We start from the raw sequence: 17,362 nt of genomic DNA, 5'->3' as shown, positions 1-17,362 counted from the left end.
TATATCATATAGCATTAAGAAAAGTGAGTGAACCCCGGATTGAGGCATAATTCTTTTCCGGGGAAATAATAGTTAGAAAAAATGAAGAGAGTTAAAGCGCTGCAATATCAATTGTTTTCATTTTGACATCCATTTTCTTACCATGCCTTATTATTGAAACAGTAATTTGCTCTCCCACCTTAATTTCCGTGAGCAAATTATACAGGGCATCATAATTTGGGACAGGATGTGCATTCACACCTACAATAACATCCCCTAAAACAATACGCCCCCATTGATCTCTGTGAGTACCTCGTAACTTCAATTTGTCTGCAGGAGTTCCAGGCACCACATCAGCAATCAAAATACCCTTTTTAACTCCCAGCCTTTCCGCAAGATGTGGCTCAACTCGTTGAATACCGATACCAGACAATACCACTCGACCATGATTAATAATTTGAGATGCAATTTTCTGAATATCTTCCGCGGGAACTGCGAAACCAATACCTGCAGAAGAACCAGATCGTGAATAAATCATGGTGTTCATACCAATTAATTGGCCTGCGCTATTTAATAGAGGACCTCCTGAATTACCCGGATTGATAGGGGTATCTGTCTGAATCATATCATAAATTGTTACCCCACCTATACCTGGTACTTTTCTACCTAAAGCAGAAATCACTCCCTTTGATAAACTATGATCCAACCCAAAAGGATTCCCAATCGCAATCGCTTTTTGCCCAACGATCAGATCATTAAGAGAGACTATTTCAAAGGGCTGAAATGATTTCAAATAATTCAGAGCCTTAGGTGATTTAATTTCAAGGACTGCAATGTCCTTGCGAGGCTCTGAACCAATCACTTTGGCAGGGACAGTCATATTTCCCAAAGTAATTGCTATGTCATCAGCACCGTTAATGACATGAAAATTGGTTACAACATGGCCTTTGTTATCCCAAATAATACCGGAGCCTGCCCCATCAGGAATATGTGTTTTTTGTAATGAGTAACGACGCTGAACAGTAGCATTTGCCAATCGATGAACATAAACAACTTTGGATGAGGCTTTTTGAAATACTTCAACTGTATTTCGTTCATCTGGAAGGAGAGCATCCAGGTTTAAACTAAAAACAGGTCTTGCCAGAATAAAACATAAAATAAAAGGGATAAGTAATAAGTTACGTTGTTGTCTCATCATCTCCATTTAACTCCATACCTGCACGGCTTGCAAATCTCTTGCGAAATGCCTGTCGCGCTAATAATTTATCAATTACTGATTGTGGAAAATCTGTAATAGTAATGATATTTTTATCTATTAAAACATCAATCAAATCTTCAAGTACACGAATCAATTGCAAATCGGATTGTAGAAATTTTAATTTTTCGTCGCTCTCACAACGCAACAAAAAATCAACAAATTCTGCATCATTAATGTCAATTTGCTCCGTTACATCTGAGGTCTTCTGGTTATATACTGCACAAATCCGACCATCCTTATCTCGTTTTATGTAGACCACTGTTTAATCCTTTTTTAGCTAATACTATGTTTAGAAAAAACAGACACATAAATCTTATGTCTGCTGTCTCTAAACTCAAACCTTCCATGTTAATGGTAAGCCCAAACCCAGACAAAAGACTTTCATGAATTATTCCAGGAATATCATTAAGTACAAGCATTGTATTGTAATATATCCTTTCATAGATGTCACCAATTAACTCAAAAGATTAATTTTTATGCAAAAATTAGTCTTGAATCATTTTCAGAATCCGACTCATCCCGAGAGTCTTCATTATCTGAACGATTAGACTCATCGTCAGAATTGGCATCGGTATCGCTATAAATCTCATCATCGCTATTCTCAGAATCATTGATATCACTTTCAGTTTTATCAACATCATCTCGCGCAGCATTCTCCAATTTAGATTGGTCAAAATTAATACCTGATGAAATATTAAAATATTGCAGCAAGAATTGTATAGGCGCCAAAATAATCGCCTTAAATGAGGTGGTTCCTGCATCAATACTTTGTTTTGCAATATTTTCACTGTCATCAGTATGCCGAATATATATTTTTTCTAAAAGTGCTGTATGTTGCTTGTAGAGATGATCCAGACTCTCATTGCGAGACTTTTCCTGACCCAACAAATATTCTTGTAAATCCGTATGAGTATCCCACAATGAAGTTCGCCTTTGTTGCAGGTGCAGCAATTCACTATCATAGAATTTTATTTCTTCATCTATCTCCTTCTTTAACCTGTCACAGGCATCCTTTCTTTCTGTCGAGATCCCACCCTCAACTATGGCCCCTGATTCCTTGAGAGATACTTGTGCATAACGCTCCACTAAGTGAGCTTTTTTACGTAAAATATCCTCAATTTTATTATCCAGGTAGATAATCGCATCTTTATTCGCGCCAAGAACTTTATAATGAGAATCAAATCGTTTATTGCTTTGCATCTGCTCTCTCATTTTCTCGAGTTCACCGGCCTCCTGATTTATTGCTTTTCTCTGTGCTTCATCATTTAAATTTTTATCTCTACTTAATAATAGCTGTCTGATAAATGCGGATAACGCTACAACTGCTCCAAACGACGCCGCACAGATGAGGGCTATAGTCACTGGTTCCATAGTCAACTCCTTAATAGTGCAAATGTATCAATTGGGTGTGTATTTCAACAGCAAAATACCGGCTGAAAGATTGAAATGAATTGACTTGTGGCCATTGTACTGATTGACCGCTTATCCGGCTCATAGTCGTTTCAAATATTGGCTTAAAATACTGTTTTATAAATGGCTTTACATCTTTGATAGTTGTGAAGTTTTTAACAATAACCGTTGAGTTTTCCGCTATCTGAGCCAAATTCACCCGACTCATAACATCAGAAAGGCCTTCTTGATCTTCAACAGCACATTTCATCCACTCTAAAAGCGCTGAACGAGGCTTGATATTCAACATCTGGTGCCCTTCTTTTAAAGAGGGTTCCATTAAAATAATATGAGAATGTAACTCAAATTTAAAACAACACAGAAAATCAAGAAAACTTGTTTCAATTTCATTATGTGCAGAACGCCCCAACCAACGACAAATTTCATGTCTGAACATTGTAGTAAAATGCTTTTCGATCTCGTTAAGAGTACCATCGTCAGAATCATGCTTGGGAATAACATAAGCCGTATTGTCAGTATGCAATAATTTTAAGCTGGGTAAATTAGCTTCCGGTAATTGTGACGCTAGAAAGGATAAAAATAAATTAGTAGGCTTCAACACTACTATCTCAGATTGTCTTTGAGGCATGAGGCTCTCCTTGATTTAATTAACTCCTCCTGATTACATCTCAACTATTAAAATCAACGTCTCATCTCAATTTAGAATCTTAGTCACTATCTTGACTAATACAGAGTTTTATTCACAAATGCGCATGAAGTCACACTTGACTTTCAAAGACTTAAAAATTCCCTGATATTGTTAAATTTAGAACCAAGATTAAGTACATCAACCAAAATTCTGGTAATACATTAACTCAAAAGTCCAAAAAAAAATCTCTCTTATTCAGTCTAATTTGCATATATGATAGTTTCAATAGTTAAACAGAATTTTTTTGAGAATATTTTTCCAATTTGTTAGAATAGACACCTATAGTCTTAAATCCTCCTTGACAGAAACTCCTTTATCTATATGCTTTGGTTTTTAAACTCTGGTTCTATCCCATGAAATTGCTAGGAAAAATTCTACTCGCTTTTACTGCTTTAATGATCTTTGTATCAATTACTTTATGGATTTTAGCAAAAAATATTAAACCCGAAACCATTAAGCAATTGGTTAGTAATAAAATCACAGCAATCACTCATAAGCAAAGCCAAATTGATGGGACCATTTCCTGGCAATTGTTCCCAAGACCTGGGCTCAAATTCAATAAGATACATATAGGTAATGAAAATTTAAATGATAATTATTCTCTTCTGATTGATACATTGCTATTAAATTTAAAAATTACTCCTTTGTTGAAAGGGCATTTTGTATTTAGTGAAATTAACATTGATGGCCTAAAATTATTTATCAATCAAGAAAATAATGAAAAGCCACTCTCTTCTGAAAAAAAAGCTAATCAATACAACACCACAACGTACCCCAATGAGCAATTTGCCATTCAAAAATTATTATTAAGCCATGGACAAATTATCCTTAACAGTAAGGGGCATTCTACTGTCTTAAAAAATATTCAAATCGGAGCAGAGCAATTTAATTTAAAAAACTCGCCCTTTTCAGTACAGATTAAAGCCAAGCTGACTGATGCTGCTTTTTTACAGACAGCCAAAGCTAATATTAATTTTAAAGGTCGAGTTAGTCTATCACCCTCAATTATTGATGAACTCAATTCAGGAATTAGTAAGTCTTCCATAGAAGGCCAACTGCAAATACAAAATATTTTATTGAATCAATTTGCTATCAAAAAAATCAATACCACTCTTAAAACTCATAAAAGAGATATCCAATTTAATCCACTTACTTTGTCACTCTATAATGGGGAATCGATAGGAGATATGGACTATGTCATCGCTACACAACAATTGTTAATTAATCAAACTGCAACCAATTTAGATGGAAAACAATTAATCACTTCTTTATTAAAACATCCTGCAATTAGCGGTAATTTAGATTACTCAATTCATGCCTCAATACCATTGAAAGCACTCAGTATTGAGAGTCTTGTTAGTAAAGGAACCATTACGCTTAAAGATGGAGAAGTCTATAATATTAATCTTGATCAATTACTTAATAATCTAAAAGTAAAACTTAATTCGCTTATGACTGAAACTCCAGATAACATAAAAAAACTGACTCAATCAGCGGATTGGGATCAAAATAAAAACACGCAAGGCAATACCAAATTTAAATTAGCAAATTTTAAATTCCAGTTACAAACCGGAGCAATTAGCAGTGATTCATTTTTGCTGCAGACTGACAAACTCCAGGTGAATGGAGAAGGTAGAATTAATCTGCTAAATCAAGAAATAAACTCCAATATTAAGGCCACGTTAAACGACAATAGTACAGACAATACTTTGCAAAAAATTCAACAAGCATTGGGCGGCTATTTCCCACTGGTAGTATCTGGCACAGTTGAAAATCCCATAGTTTTGCCAGATTTTAAAGCAATTAGCCCTGTATTAAGTTCATTAGCGATCAAATCGGCTCTGACAAAACCTTTAAAAATAATACAAAAACCACTTAAAGAGCTAATCCATTGAGTACAAACTCTTTAAATCAACTTTTCAGTCAATTACTGCTTGATTGGTATGACTTGCATGGACGCAAAGATTTGCCATGGCAATTACCCCGCTCTCCCTACAGAGTTTGGGTATCAGAAATCATGTTACAACAAACTCAAGTTCAAACTGTTATTCCCTACTTTAATCGTTTTATAGAACATTTCCCTGATATTTTTTTACTTGCTAATGCAGAAGAGGATGAAGTGCTCTCTCTATGGTCGGGGTTAGGCTATTACAGTCGCGCCAGAAATCTTCACAACACAGCAAAAATCATTAGTGACCAGTATAATGGCGTATTTCCTGAAGATCTGAACATTTTAGTTCAACTGCCAGGAATAGGACCATCGACAGCAGCAGCGATACTTTCACAAGCTTTTAATAAACCAGCTGCTATTTTAGATGGTAATGTGAAACGAGTATTGTCTCGATTTTTTTTAATCGAAGGTTGGCCTGAACAAGCCCAGGTTAAAAAAAAACTATGGGGGCTTGCGTCTTCTTGTATGCCCAATGAACGATGTGCGGATTATACACAAGCAATTATGGATTTAGGTGCAACATGCTGCACAAATAAAAATCCCCATTGTTTGCGTTGTCCTGTTAAAAATCATTGCCTGGCCTTTCATAATAAAAAGCAACATCTTTATCCAACAAAAAAAATAAAGAAACAGCGCCCAATATTATCCCAACAGTTCTTGGTGTTGCATAATGAACAAAATCAGGTTTATCTGGAAAAAAGACCTCCTACAGGGTTATGGGGAGGCTTATGGTGTTTACCCAGTATAAATAATCAAACTTGCCCGATTGAGCATATCCAACTCTTTTACAAGTTGCAGGGAGATAGCCCAAAGCTAATTACCCGGTTTAAACACAGCTTCAGCCATTTTCATTTGGAAATAACAGCATTGGGCATAAGAATAGAGTCTACGAATAATTTTATCTCTGAATCCAGAGGACAATGGTTTACAAAAGAAACCTTGCCAACATTAGGTCTAGCCAAACCAACCACCTTGATACTAACCAAATTAATGGAGACTGGCGCCTAGCGAAGAACCGTTTTAAAACCACCAAAAGGTGTATAAACTGTTAAGTCCGCATAAGCCGATATCAATCTAACAAAATCTTTACAAATAATTTATTTATTCATTATTTAATAAATAATGAACAATTACTTTTAATTTACATTTTTTTGTAAAGAAATGTTTCAATCTTAACAATTTCTTAATGTTCACTTAATGTTCTCTTCTTATTATTTATTTGCACTTAACAAGAGAGGTAAACATTATGTCAATATTATCTGCTGTTTCACGTGTCATAAATAATTTTTCAACTGAAATTAAAAATAGAGTTGTTGAAGTGGGGAGTAATTTAAAGAAGTCAACAGAAGAGTTTATTGGCGAAGTAGTCATAAAAGCTGCTGTTAATCGTTTGAAACAAGGAATGTTGAATGCTTTGTCTTCTTCCAATGACACCACCAAAGATAATGGTAATGATTTATCCACAAACAACCCTGACATTGAAGATGTATCTAGCCCTACTTTAAGCACAAAGAAAAAAACTGAGGCAAATACCACTCTGGCTGGCAGTACCGGTATAATGCAGAAATTGTTGGGTAATATTGGCGTAAATTCTGAACAAAGTATAGAGGTATTGTCCAAGCATTTTAATGGTGCTGTTGAGCGTTTTACCCAGGATGTTTCAAAGGCTGCAAATGAGGCTGTGTGTGAAAAGATCAAAAGTATACAACCTGAAGATGTGATAAAGGGTATTAACGGTCTAATCGGCAATACTCTCAAAGTAGACTCAGAGTCCGGCGACACTACCCTATCATTCAAGCTTGAGAGTGCCGTACAAATCCTGGGCGTCATTCTTGCAGCCATGGGTATGCTGATGTTTGCATCTCAAACTAAATCAACCGAGCAGAAAACTCTAGAGATAGAACATCTGCCAACTGAAGAAATTCAACCACCTTCATTGGCTATTCATTAATAAATGCTCACGGCTTGTTCTTCAAGGCTACATGCCGCAAATCATTCTTGGTATGTAGCTTGAAGAATTGGCAACACATCCATAAACTCCTTAATTACAACGTTTGATCACTGAACTCGCCCCGCTTCATGATATACAAGCATTTTTTAATTAACATGATGATTACATGAGCTCCTGGCAAAACCTGAATATAAAGTGACACTTAATATCTATAAGTTATATCCTATAAACCATTCTCGTATTATTATCACTAAAAAATATCGAGTACAAAAATGAACCCTATTCTGAATTTGATTATCAGTTTTATTGCCCTTCTTTGGGCTGCCAATCATTTGGTTGCTGGTGCCTCAGGGCTGGCAATTCGTTTTCAATTATCCCCCCTTATGATTGGTTTAACTATTGTTGCATTGGGTACCAGTGCCCCCGAATTATTTATCTCAATCATTTCTTCCTTAAAAGATAAAAATGACCTGGCAATTGGAAATGCGATTGGCTCAAATATAGCAAATATTGGCTTAATTTTAGGGATTATAATCCTTATCAAACCAACCTCTTTTCATTTCAATAAACTAAAAAAAGTATACCCAATATTGATAATTGTCATGCTGTTTGCGTACAGCTTAATACTTGACGGTTATTTGGGTACAATTGATGGTTGCCTTTTTTTGATCGGATGTATAGCAGTACTCTGTTATTTCATTTATTTAGCTAGTCACTCGCCTAAAAGAGATTTATCAGTTAATGAATTTAGACCCGCGATACTATCCTATCGTTCAACACCCTCTAATTTATTGAGTATCGCAATAGGTTTATTGATTCTGCCTATTTGTTCAAAATACCTGGTTTATAATGCATCTGAAATTGCAAAATGGGCTGGTATAAGTGAATTCACCATTGGCTTGACCATTATTGCTATAGGTTCCTCCTTGCCAGAACTTACAACGTCCCTTGTTGCCGCTATCAAAGGAGAAGACTCTATAGCGATAGGTACGATAATTGGCTCAAATATTTATAACCTGTTGTTAATCTTAGCTCTACCGGGATTACTAAACCCAACTAAAATTAGCAGCGTCGTATTATGGCGTGATATGCCAGTGATGCTTTCCATTACCTTACTTTTATTGTTTTTAAATTACTATTATCAAAAAAAGACATCCTCCTGGCCTGGGGGGATACTTTTGCTTGTGTATTTTTGTTACATGGCTTCTTTGATTATTAACGCACACAGTTAGCTAAAACTAACCTGGCCTGGTTTACCCAGGTTTTTAAGAAAGCATTTGAATCAAGGAAATTAGCTTAAAGTAAAAAACTTATAAACCATTATCAACGGGAAAATGTTGCAAATTATTATCTTGAAATAGTTCTCTATCCCGCCTTGCTTGACGATCAAGAATTCCAAGAGCAACTATGGCGTCTGGCTGACCTGCTCTTGCAGCACAGGTTATCCAGAAACGGGCTTTTTTTCTATCTTCTACCACACCCTTACCATAATAATACATATAACCTACAGCATACTGAGCATCTGGATTTCCCTTTTCAGCTTCCGGTTTTAAACGAATGAATGCCTTCCTGTAGTCCTGTGCTTTAAAGCATTGGATTCCTTCTCGTAAATTTAAGGTACTATGAATACAGGCAGCCATCATAGGAATAAAAATTACTAGAATGAATAACTTAAAGATGCGTTGCATGCCATTTATTCCTCTTTTAAAGGCTTAGCGACAGGTTCAAAGGTTAAATCATTTTTCGGAAGACTTAAACTTTCTAAAGTGCCATCTCTTTCCACAAGCACTCCTCCTGGCATAATACGTTTAATTGTTGCACCACCAGGTATCTTATCTCCTACATTATAGGTTTTTTCTTCCCCACTGGCAGATCGTATAATCACTTGAGACTCTTCTATCTTGTCCGCAAAAAGAATACCGACCAAAGTAACATTCAGCATTGATTGTTTTACATTATCCTCATTCAAGTCTGCAGGAACATAAACTCCAAATAAGGACGTATTGAAAATATAATTGAGATTCTCTTCTCTCATTCCAGTAATAGATTTTGTATTTGAAACCGGGATAGCCCTAACATAAGTCAATGGATAAAATAAGGAAATCCATTCAAAAATAATCAAAATACCAAACAGGGATATTAAACTAATGATTATCCATTTAGCGTAATTGGCTGAAAACAAAAATTGAATATCAAATTTCATACGTTGCCAATCCCAGTTAAACCTATCAAAACAAATTCATCCTTCTCTTTAAATAATATTGATATATAGCATCCTACCACAAAATAGATCTTTATCACCCTCACTTCAAGATCACTAGATCAGAACTTACGAAAAATCCCAAGGTCAAGGCAAAAAATGTTTTTAATGAAGGGACTTAGAATAAACTCAATGATCAAATTAAAAACTTTTTTTAACAAAGAGATAGGGGTTTTCGTAAGCCCTGTAGATAATATATCTTTATCCAGGCTGAATTCATACCTTTATGCATCAGATCGACCACCATGCCTTGATATCTGTTACGAAGCATGAGTTTGCACAATACTATTTTTTATATATGATGTAACATCGATGAAAAAATCCCTGCTGGATCATACTGTTTTTTCAAACCTACCCATGAGTCGTATTTTTCTCCAAAATGCTTTAGCCAATAGTTGTCTGGTAATTCTGTACCTAAGTATCCTGATAAATAGCGTTTACCATTATTTTGCAGCAAGTGCTTATCGAGATTCTCGATAGCCTTCAGGCAACTTTCCTCTAGGGAATAAGGTACCCCTGGATTTAAAATCATAAATTCACAAATTGAATCGCAGTCTGGTAACATCATAAACCCGGCTTTTTGCTTGGCAATTGGAACAACATGAACCAAACTGGCATAGTGAAGCGGTAACTCCTCTAACAGTTGGGAAAGTACTCCTGTTAAAAATGAGGTAGGAACAAAACATTCATACCAAGGATGTAACAAATCCCATTGCCCTGTCAACTTCATCATATCAAAGCGAGAGTTATGCCTTAAAAAATAAGATAAAATACTCTCTTCCTGTATATTCAGGACATTCCATGGCTTTAACTGCCCTAAAATATCTTCTGCATGCCGATCATATTCAACAGATAGGTGCAAGCCATACAACCAATAAGCCATGGGAACACGTTTATCTTCTTTCAATCGAGCTCCCTGAATTGAAGGAGAGCAAAATATCTCCATATAATCGACTTTACCCTGTATTTTATAAATATCTTCAAACCATTGATTCTGATCTGCATAAACCAGAAAGAAAGTTTTGACGCGTGGCTGAACTGATCGTAACTGAATACATGCCTTGGTAATGACACCAAATCGACCTTGCCCTGAAAGGCAGGCTTGAAATAGAGGTGAGTTTTTTTCAACGATTTGCTTTCTCCCCAAACCATCAACCACTTCCAATGCTGAAACATAAGCATTAATAACACCGTATTTAAAAGAGGAAGCTCCTATTCCTCCTGCAGATAAAACACCCCCAACCGACAAATTACAGTTATAAGGCAGCACATAGGGGGCTTTATTTTTCAGTAGTGATTTTTCAAGCAGATTCTTCCAACTGGTATTAGCCTCAACCCAGATGAGATCTTCACTCAAATCAAGTGGCTTGTTGAAAGACTGCATAGAAATTGTTAGTCCTCCAGGAACAGGTAATGATTGGCCACCTTGACTTAAACCATTACCACGAATAGTCACTGGTAAGTGATATTGATTGGCGAATAAAATTAATGATTGCAATGACTCTATATTTTGAGGGGCAGACACAGCTACCGGCTGTGATTGAATGAGCTTGCCAAAATCCTGACCAAATAAAACAAGCGATTGCTCATCACTGAGCAATGCTTGTCCGGTATCTTCCTTATACTGCTTGATTTTCTCTAAGCTCCACTGATTTTGCGACATGTTGATTCCTTTCTTTTGCCAATTCCAATCGTTTATTGCAAGCAAGAATCAATCCATCAAACATCTTGCTGAATGCATCATAGCAACGATCTACCATCCTTAGTGCTTCTCTACGAGTGCTAATTGGTAATCTTCTGGAATATACTTTTCTTTCCATTTCCTCTTCAAATAAAGCATGTGCTAATTCTACTTCAAGATGAGAACTTGAGAAGTATTTCAGATTTTTATCTTCACCCGTCTTTTTAACTTGTTTGACAACTTTCTCAAAAAATACATGTCCTGATGATTCCAGGGTCAACAGCAAGACAATATTCAGATTTTCATCCTCTATTTTATAAATTTCAGACATAATAGAATAGGCAGCATCACGTACCAATTGGGAATCCTTACTGTATAGCCAGGCAACATCATCGCGATCACAGGCCTTGTTATCACATATTTCACCCATGTATTTTTTATCACTTAAAAACCATTTTTCGTGTCCTGCATCCTCTAATCTGTGATGTCGAGCTACTTTCTTTAAATAAGGATCAGTTACTCTTTCTTCATTAATTCGAAGTATATCTTGAAAAGTCATTGCCCAAAATGTTAACTCCGGGACAAAATAACTGATTTCTTCTATACTATTTAATTCTTCTAAAATGTTGAAGAAAGGATGATTCATGAACTCATGTTGTTTTGAATCAATATAGGCTTGAACAGTTTTCATAACAGACTCCATATAAACTTTATTTAGACAAGTTTATACTGCAGAAGGTGTGCCATCTTTTTGGTCAAAATGCTCAATAATATAACAAAAATTAAGTTATTTTTTTATTCTTTGCGCTAATAACCCTCAGGTAGCGACAAAAAAATGTCCCTGAATCCATCTTTTCTGACAAAACTTTGACTATAAATTTCATTTAAAATGAATGACATAAATTAAATCAAATAATTTTCGCCAATTTTTTGTCATATATGCTAAGTAATTTCTCTACTTCCTGCCAATTTAACTCCTTAATATCAGTTATTGGGAAACAAATTTGCTCTAAAAGGCCAGATTGTAACTCTCCTATTGCCATCGCTTTAGCATACGGGGTATTGGTAAACATAACCAAAACATGCATGGAAACATAATGTTCCGGGTATCGCAACATGAGTTCCCGTTCAATCTGCTTTTGTAAAATAAATTTTGGATTTCTTATGTCCGAATGAATCTCATGATAATTATCCATGGACATTTTCGCTATCGCATCGGTATTCACTTTTCTTTGTTCATAAAAAACAGGGGGCACCCGCGACCAATCGTCTTGGTATTCATCCAGTAATTCATCAAGAATACGGCAATCTTCAAATGCGCTATTCATTCCTTGCCCAAAGAATGGAATTATCCCATGTGCCGCATCACCTATTAATAAGCATTCGTCTTTATAGTACCAGGGTGAGCATTGGATAGTACTCAAATGTCCAGTAGGATTACCAAAAAATTCTTGAACCAAATTTGGCATAGCTGCATAGGCATCCGGGAACTGTGTTTTAAAAAATAAATGTAATTTTTCTTCGTTATTTAGTTCAGCAAAACTGTCTTTCCCTTCATTAGCTAAAAACAAAGAACCTGTAATTGAATCGTCAGGATTAGGGTTACCTAATAGCATAAACGAATCACGTGGCCATAAATGCAAATGCTCTCTAGCCATCCCTTTTGTATGTTTTTTGCTAATTGAAAGCTCCTTGTATCCATGAGATAAAAAATCTCTGCTTGCACTAACTATCCCTTCATTTTTCAGCATATCCCTTACATGAGACGGCGCACCATCTGCTCCAATTAGTCTATGATATGAGGCCTCAACAAAATCACCATTTTTATTTTCAAATTTAATTTTTTTATTATGAATATCAAGAGAGTGCAATTTCATATTAAAGTGTAATTTAATGTTAGGGCATAATTCCGCTTTATTTAAAAGCAAGGCATTGAGATCAGAGCGAGAAATAGCATTGATATATTCATCAATGTGACGTCCAAATGGTTGATAGTGAACCTCGCCATTGGCTTCGTGAATAGCTCTTGCCCGCATTGGAACCATAATTTTATTTACTTCACTTAACAGGTTCATTGCTTTTAAAGCGGTAATTCCTCTGCATGACAAAGCAAGATTAATGGAGCGTCCATAATCAGTCGGACTATTACGAATGTCTGGTCTTGATTCAAACAACTCTACTTCATAGCCTCTTCTAGCAAGATATAAACCACACAAAGTTCCCGCTAACCCGGCTCCAATTATGGTAATGTGCTTCATTTATCCTCCCAACCCATTCTATATCAGCACGACATCTATTCCGAATCTCCTTAAAAAATACACAAATTCAAGCAATATATTGCTTGAATAAAAGTAAAACTCAGGCTCAACCTGTCGTTTTGAGTTGTTCTATATACTTGCCCTTCATATAAACAACATGAAAGATAAAATAAACAAAGCCAACAGAAGCTACTTGATTAATTTAACCTTTGCTTGCAAAAAACATACCGATCTGGAGAGATTTATGATGGGATTTGAGTTTTTATTGAAATCAGGAATTCTCAACTTAATGAATTAGTTATTATTTTATTTTCGATTCAGATAAACTTTTTAAAAATTCTAATATATTTTCTGGAGTATCAGGAGCCTTAAAAAAATATCCTTGAGCATAGTCACATCCATGAGATGTTATAAAGTCTCTTTGAAATTCATTTTCAACGCCCTCCGCAAGAACCTGAAGATTTAAACTGTGGCCCAGGTTAATAATCGCTTTAGCAATAGCCGCATCATTCTGATTGCTTACCATTTCAGTGATAAACGAACGATCAATTTTCAGTTTATCTACGGGAAATTGTTTTAAATAAGACAAGCTTGAGTAACCTGTACCAAAATCATCAATAACTAACTTGGTTCCCATGTCTTTCAATGCATACATAGTATCTACAACGTGATCAATATCTTCTATCAACAAGCTTTCAGTTAATTCGAGTTCCAAAAATCTCGATTGCAAACCAGAGCTTTTTAATACTCGTGATACAACCTCCGGCAAGTTTTTTTGTCGAAACTGCCGTCCAGAAAGATTCACCGCAATACTTAAGTTTTTAAAGCCAGCTTTATGCCATTCTTTTACTTGTATGCAAGCTTGCTTCATTGCCCATTCACCCATTTCCAAAATCATGCCATTTTCTTCTGCCATGGGTATAAAATCCGCCGGACTAACCAGTCCCAATATTTTGCTATGCCATCTCATTAAAGCCTCGAATCCGACTACTCTGGATTGCTTTAAGTCAATCAATGGTTGATAAACCAGAAATAATTCATCATTTTTTAAAGCATCCCTTAACGCATTGTCTAATTGCATATGATTAATGACTCGCCTATTCATTTCAGGTTCGTAGACACGATAGTTGTTTCTTCCAGTATCTTTCGCATGATACATAGACAAATCAGCACTTTTCATCAAAGATTCGTAATCATCACCATCTCGGGGATAAAAGCTGATTCCCAAACTACCTGTAATTTTCAAACTATGTTGATCTATTTGAATAGGTTTTTCTATAATTTTTAAAATATTTTGTGCAATTGTTTCGGCTTCCAGCATATTATCTATGTCTGTAAGTAATATCACAAACTCATCGCCCCCCAATCTGGCAACAGTATCAAAATCCTCTGTAACAATGAGTAATCGATTGGCAATAGCTTGTAATAATTTATCCCCCATACTGTGTCCCAAAGTATCATTAGTCAGTTTAAACCGATCTAAATCCAAAAATAAAAAAGCCAAAATTGCCTTGTTCTTTCTTGCTTGTAGAATGGCCTGCTCCACTCTATCCATCAGTAAGACACGGTTCGGTAAATTAGTCAGGGAATCATAAGTTGCTTGCAGCAACAGTTGATCTTCCATATCACGTCGTTGAGTCACATCATTTAAAATGCAAATATAATGTTTTACATAGCCAAAAGAATCTTTAACAGGAGCAACGCTGATTTCACACCAATAGAATTCTCCATTTCGTTTTATGCTTTCCATTTCAATTGTTTCTTCTTTGCTTTCCCTAATTGCCAGTTCAATACGTTTATGGTTTACCTCCTCCAAATTTGAACCCAGCAAAGTAAGCAAACCTTTCCCTAAAGCATGTTGCTCCCCATATCCCGTGATTCTTTCGAAAGCTCGATTGACATAAATGACTTTGTTTTCATTTTTTGTTACGTCAATAATCACCACACCATGTGTACTGGCTTCAATAGCACGTTCACGTATTCTCAACTCATCGAGAGCCATCCTCTTTTGAGTAACATCACGGAAACTATATACTCGCCCCACTATTTGTGAGCCCACACGCTGAGGCTGTGTAAAACGCTCATAAATCCGACCGTCTTTGAAATGAAGCTCAGGTAATTCACCTTGCCACTCTGGATTTTGATAAAGATATTGCACATCAGCAATCAAAGATTGCGGATCAATAAGTTGTTCAAGTATGTATTCAAAACTGATACTTTCTTTTCCCGACTCCATCATATAAGAAGGAATTCGCCACATTTCTACAAACTTTTGATTCCAATCGACAACGGCTCCATGTCCATTAACCATCATAATACCATCTGCGGTGGATTCGAGTGTTGCCCGTAGCAGTGAAATTGATTTTTCAAGCTCTACATTTTTTTCGCGAATTTCATCGGTATTTAAATTAATATTCTTAGTCAAAGGTGTGTGACTTTTTCTTTTAAATTCTGGTTGATTGTGATACCACCCTTCCAGCAAAATTGATAATTGCGGATGGTTCCCAACTAAACCAAGTTCGTCACGAATTTCATTAACAGACGGCTCTATGCCTCTTTTTTTTATTTTTTCTGCGGCCTTGGCAACTTTTTCATAATTGATTTCTTGCCTACGCATGCATCCCTCTCTAGAATGACTCTATAAAAATATCGGCATTTATACTATGAACTTTAGCAAAAAAAGCACCGAAAGTATATTTTTTAATCAATACTCTGGTTGCTTATTGGTATTTCTTTGAATTTAAATATTTTTATGGGAATAAAAAATGAATAAGACTCATTTCGATACACGTGCAATTCATGCTGGGCAAGAACCATGTCAAAGTACAGGGGCCGTGATGACCCCTATTTATGCTACCTCCACCTATAAGCAAATTGCCCCTGGCGAACATCTTGGCTATGAATACTCACGCACCCAAAACCCCACCAGAAAAGCCTATGAGGATTGCATAGCAAGCCTTGAATCAGGCCAAAAAGGATTTGCGTTTGCTTCGGGCATGGCTGCAATCAATACGGTTATTGATTTATTAGATTCAGGAGATCACGTCGTTGCCATGGATGATCTTTATGGAGGAACTTTCCGGCTTTTTGATAAAGTAAAAACCCGAACTTCTAATTTATCCTTTTCTTTTATTGATATGTCAGTACCCGAGAATATTGAGGCTGCAATAACTCCGAAGACAAAATTACTATGGCTGGAAACCCCTTCCAATCCCATGCTAAAGCTAGCTAATTTACGAAAAATCGCCGCTATTGCAAAAAAACATAATTTGATTACAGTTGCCGATAACACCTTTGCAACTCCCTGGATTCAGCGCCCGCTTGAACTCGGATTTGACATTGTACTTCATTCAGCAACCAAATATCTGAACGGACATTCTGATGTAGTCAGTGGTGTCGTTGTGGTCGGTGACAATTCAGTGTTGTCTGATAAAATTGCTTTTTTGCAAAATTCATGCGGCGCTGTAGCTGGCCCTTTCGACAGTTTCCTGGTTCTGAGAAGCTTAAAAACATTATCCGTTCGTATGCAAAGGCACTGTGAAAACGCTAACCATCTGGCTAACTGGCTTAGCAGCCACCCCAAGATTGAAAAAGTCATTTATCCCGGATTAAAAAGTCATCCGCAATATTCTCTTGCCAAGGAACAAATGAACGATTTCGGTGGTATGATATCTTTGGTACTTAAAGGTAGTCTTGAAGATGCCAAACGATTTTTAGCTCGCTGCGAATTATTTACTTTGGCTGAAAGCCTGGGGGGTGTAGAAAGTTTAATTGAGCATCCTGCAATTATGACCCATGTCTCTATTCCAGTCGAACAACGCAAAGCCCTGGGCATAGAAGATGGTTTCATAAGATTATCAGTTGGTATTGAACACATTGATGATCTGCGTGCCGATCTGGAGCATGCTTTAGGTTAAAAGATGTAA

Annotated in this window: 15 protein-coding genes; 5 read left to right on the top strand and 10 right to left on the bottom strand. The window is 36.2% G+C overall.

Going from position 1 to position 17,362, the window contains the following annotated elements; genetic code table 11:
• Window positions 1-91: 91 nt before the first annotated feature.
• From EL201_RS04755 to EL201_RS04735, 4 genes are all read right to left on the bottom strand, one after another.
• The gene (locus tag EL201_RS04755) at window positions 92-1,183 is read right to left on the bottom strand and encodes a S1C family serine protease (RefSeq protein ID WP_013101253.1); all 1,092 of its coding nucleotides are present in this window, start codon (window positions 1,181-1,183) and stop codon (window positions 92-94) included.
• Window positions 1,158-1,496, bottom strand: a complete 339-nt coding sequence (locus EL201_RS04750; protein ID WP_013101252.1) for a hypothetical protein — start codon at window positions 1,494-1,496, stop codon at window positions 1,158-1,160. The genes EL201_RS04755 and EL201_RS04750 overlap by 26 nt, the downstream gene beginning before the upstream one ends.
• Window positions 1,497-1,711: 215 nt before the next feature.
• Complete coding sequence (locus EL201_RS04740; protein ID WP_011213341.1) at window positions 1,712-2,608, bottom strand: hypothetical protein; 897 nt, start codon at window positions 2,606-2,608, stop codon at window positions 1,712-1,714.
• A 10-nt stretch (window positions 2,609-2,618) separates the two neighbouring features.
• A complete protein-coding gene (locus EL201_RS04735; RefSeq protein WP_010946636.1) occupies window positions 2,619-3,275 on the bottom strand; it encodes a hypothetical protein in 657 nt (218 codons plus the stop codon).
• A 413-nt stretch (window positions 3,276-3,688) separates the two neighbouring features.
• On the opposite strand from EL201_RS04735, the gene EL201_RS04730 reads away from it, so the two are divergent.
• The 4 genes from EL201_RS04730 (at window position 3,689) to EL201_RS04715 (ending at window position 8,469) form a co-directional block, all read left to right on the top strand.
• Window positions 3,689-5,230: an AsmA family protein gene (locus tag EL201_RS04730; RefSeq protein ID WP_011946000.1), complete on the top strand. Its 1,542-nt coding sequence runs from the start codon at window positions 3,689-3,691 to the stop codon at window positions 5,228-5,230.
• The gene (mutY, locus tag EL201_RS04725) at window positions 5,227-6,294 is read left to right on the top strand and encodes an A/G-specific adenine glycosylase (RefSeq protein ID WP_027221249.1); all 1,068 of its coding nucleotides are present in this window, start codon (window positions 5,227-5,229) and stop codon (window positions 6,292-6,294) included. The genes EL201_RS04730 and mutY overlap by 4 nt, the downstream gene beginning before the upstream one ends.
• 211 nt (window positions 6,295-6,505) lie before the next feature.
• Window positions 6,506-7,237 carry a Dot/Icm T4SS effector Ceg18 gene (ceg18, locus tag EL201_RS04720; RefSeq protein ID WP_072401792.1) on the top strand — a complete coding sequence of 244 codons (732 nt, stop codon included), beginning with the start codon at window positions 6,506-6,508 and terminating at the stop codon, window positions 7,235-7,237.
• A 272-nt stretch (window positions 7,238-7,509) separates the two neighbouring features.
• Entirely contained in the window at window positions 7,510-8,469 is a 960-nt protein-coding gene (locus EL201_RS04715; RefSeq protein ID WP_011945997.1) for a calcium/sodium antiporter, read from the top strand.
• A gap of 78 nt (window positions 8,470-8,547) precedes the next feature.
• Here the strand turns inward: EL201_RS04715 and EL201_RS04710 are convergent, their stop codons facing one another.
• The 6 genes from EL201_RS04710 to EL201_RS04680 all read right to left on the bottom strand — a co-directional run bounded on the left by EL201_RS04710 (window position 8,548) and on the right by EL201_RS04680 (window position 16,053).
• Window positions 8,548-8,925, bottom strand: coding sequence for a tetratricopeptide repeat protein (locus EL201_RS04710; protein ID WP_010946631.1), 378 nt, complete (start codon window positions 8,923-8,925; stop codon window positions 8,548-8,550).
• A 5-nt stretch (window positions 8,926-8,930) separates the two neighbouring features.
• The gene (gene lspC, locus EL201_RS04705) at window positions 8,931-9,440 is read right to left on the bottom strand and encodes a type II secretory system protein LspC (RefSeq protein ID WP_010946630.1); all 510 of its coding nucleotides are present in this window, start codon (window positions 9,438-9,440) and stop codon (window positions 8,931-8,933) included.
• Window positions 9,441-9,789: 349 nt separating this feature from the next.
• On the bottom strand, window positions 9,790-11,160 hold the full coding sequence (locus EL201_RS04695) for an FAD-binding protein (protein ID WP_011945996.1): 1,371 nt from the start codon (window positions 11,158-11,160) through the stop codon (window positions 9,790-9,792).
• The gene (locus EL201_RS04690; RefSeq protein ID WP_011213338.1) at window positions 11,117-11,869 is read right to left on the bottom strand and encodes a hypothetical protein; all 753 of its coding nucleotides are present in this window, start codon (window positions 11,867-11,869) and stop codon (window positions 11,117-11,119) included. The genes EL201_RS04695 and EL201_RS04690 overlap by 44 nt, the downstream gene beginning before the upstream one ends.
• A gap of 217 nt (window positions 11,870-12,086) precedes the next feature.
• Window positions 12,087-13,436, bottom strand: coding sequence for an FAD-dependent oxidoreductase (locus EL201_RS04685; RefSeq protein ID WP_027221248.1), 1,350 nt, complete (start codon window positions 13,434-13,436; stop codon window positions 12,087-12,089).
• Between the two features lie 301 nt (window positions 13,437-13,737).
• Window positions 13,738-16,053, bottom strand: a complete 2,316-nt coding sequence (locus EL201_RS04680) for an EAL domain-containing protein (protein ID WP_027221247.1) — start codon at window positions 16,051-16,053, stop codon at window positions 13,738-13,740.
• Window positions 16,054-16,201: 148 nt separating this feature from the next.
• Between EL201_RS04680 and EL201_RS04675 the strand changes: the two genes are divergently transcribed.
• Window positions 16,202-17,353: a trans-sulfuration enzyme family protein gene (locus EL201_RS04675; RefSeq protein WP_027221246.1), complete on the top strand. Its 1,152-nt coding sequence runs from the start codon at window positions 16,202-16,204 to the stop codon at window positions 17,351-17,353.
• Window positions 17,354-17,362 lie beyond the last annotated feature (9 nt).

This window comes from Legionella pneumophila subsp. pascullei, assembly GCF_900637585.1.
Lineage (GTDB): Bacteria > Pseudomonadota > Gammaproteobacteria > Legionellales > Legionellaceae > Legionella > Legionella pascullei.
The sequence above is the reverse complement of the archived record's forward strand: the minus strand, read 5'-3'. Positions and strand labels throughout refer to the sequence as shown.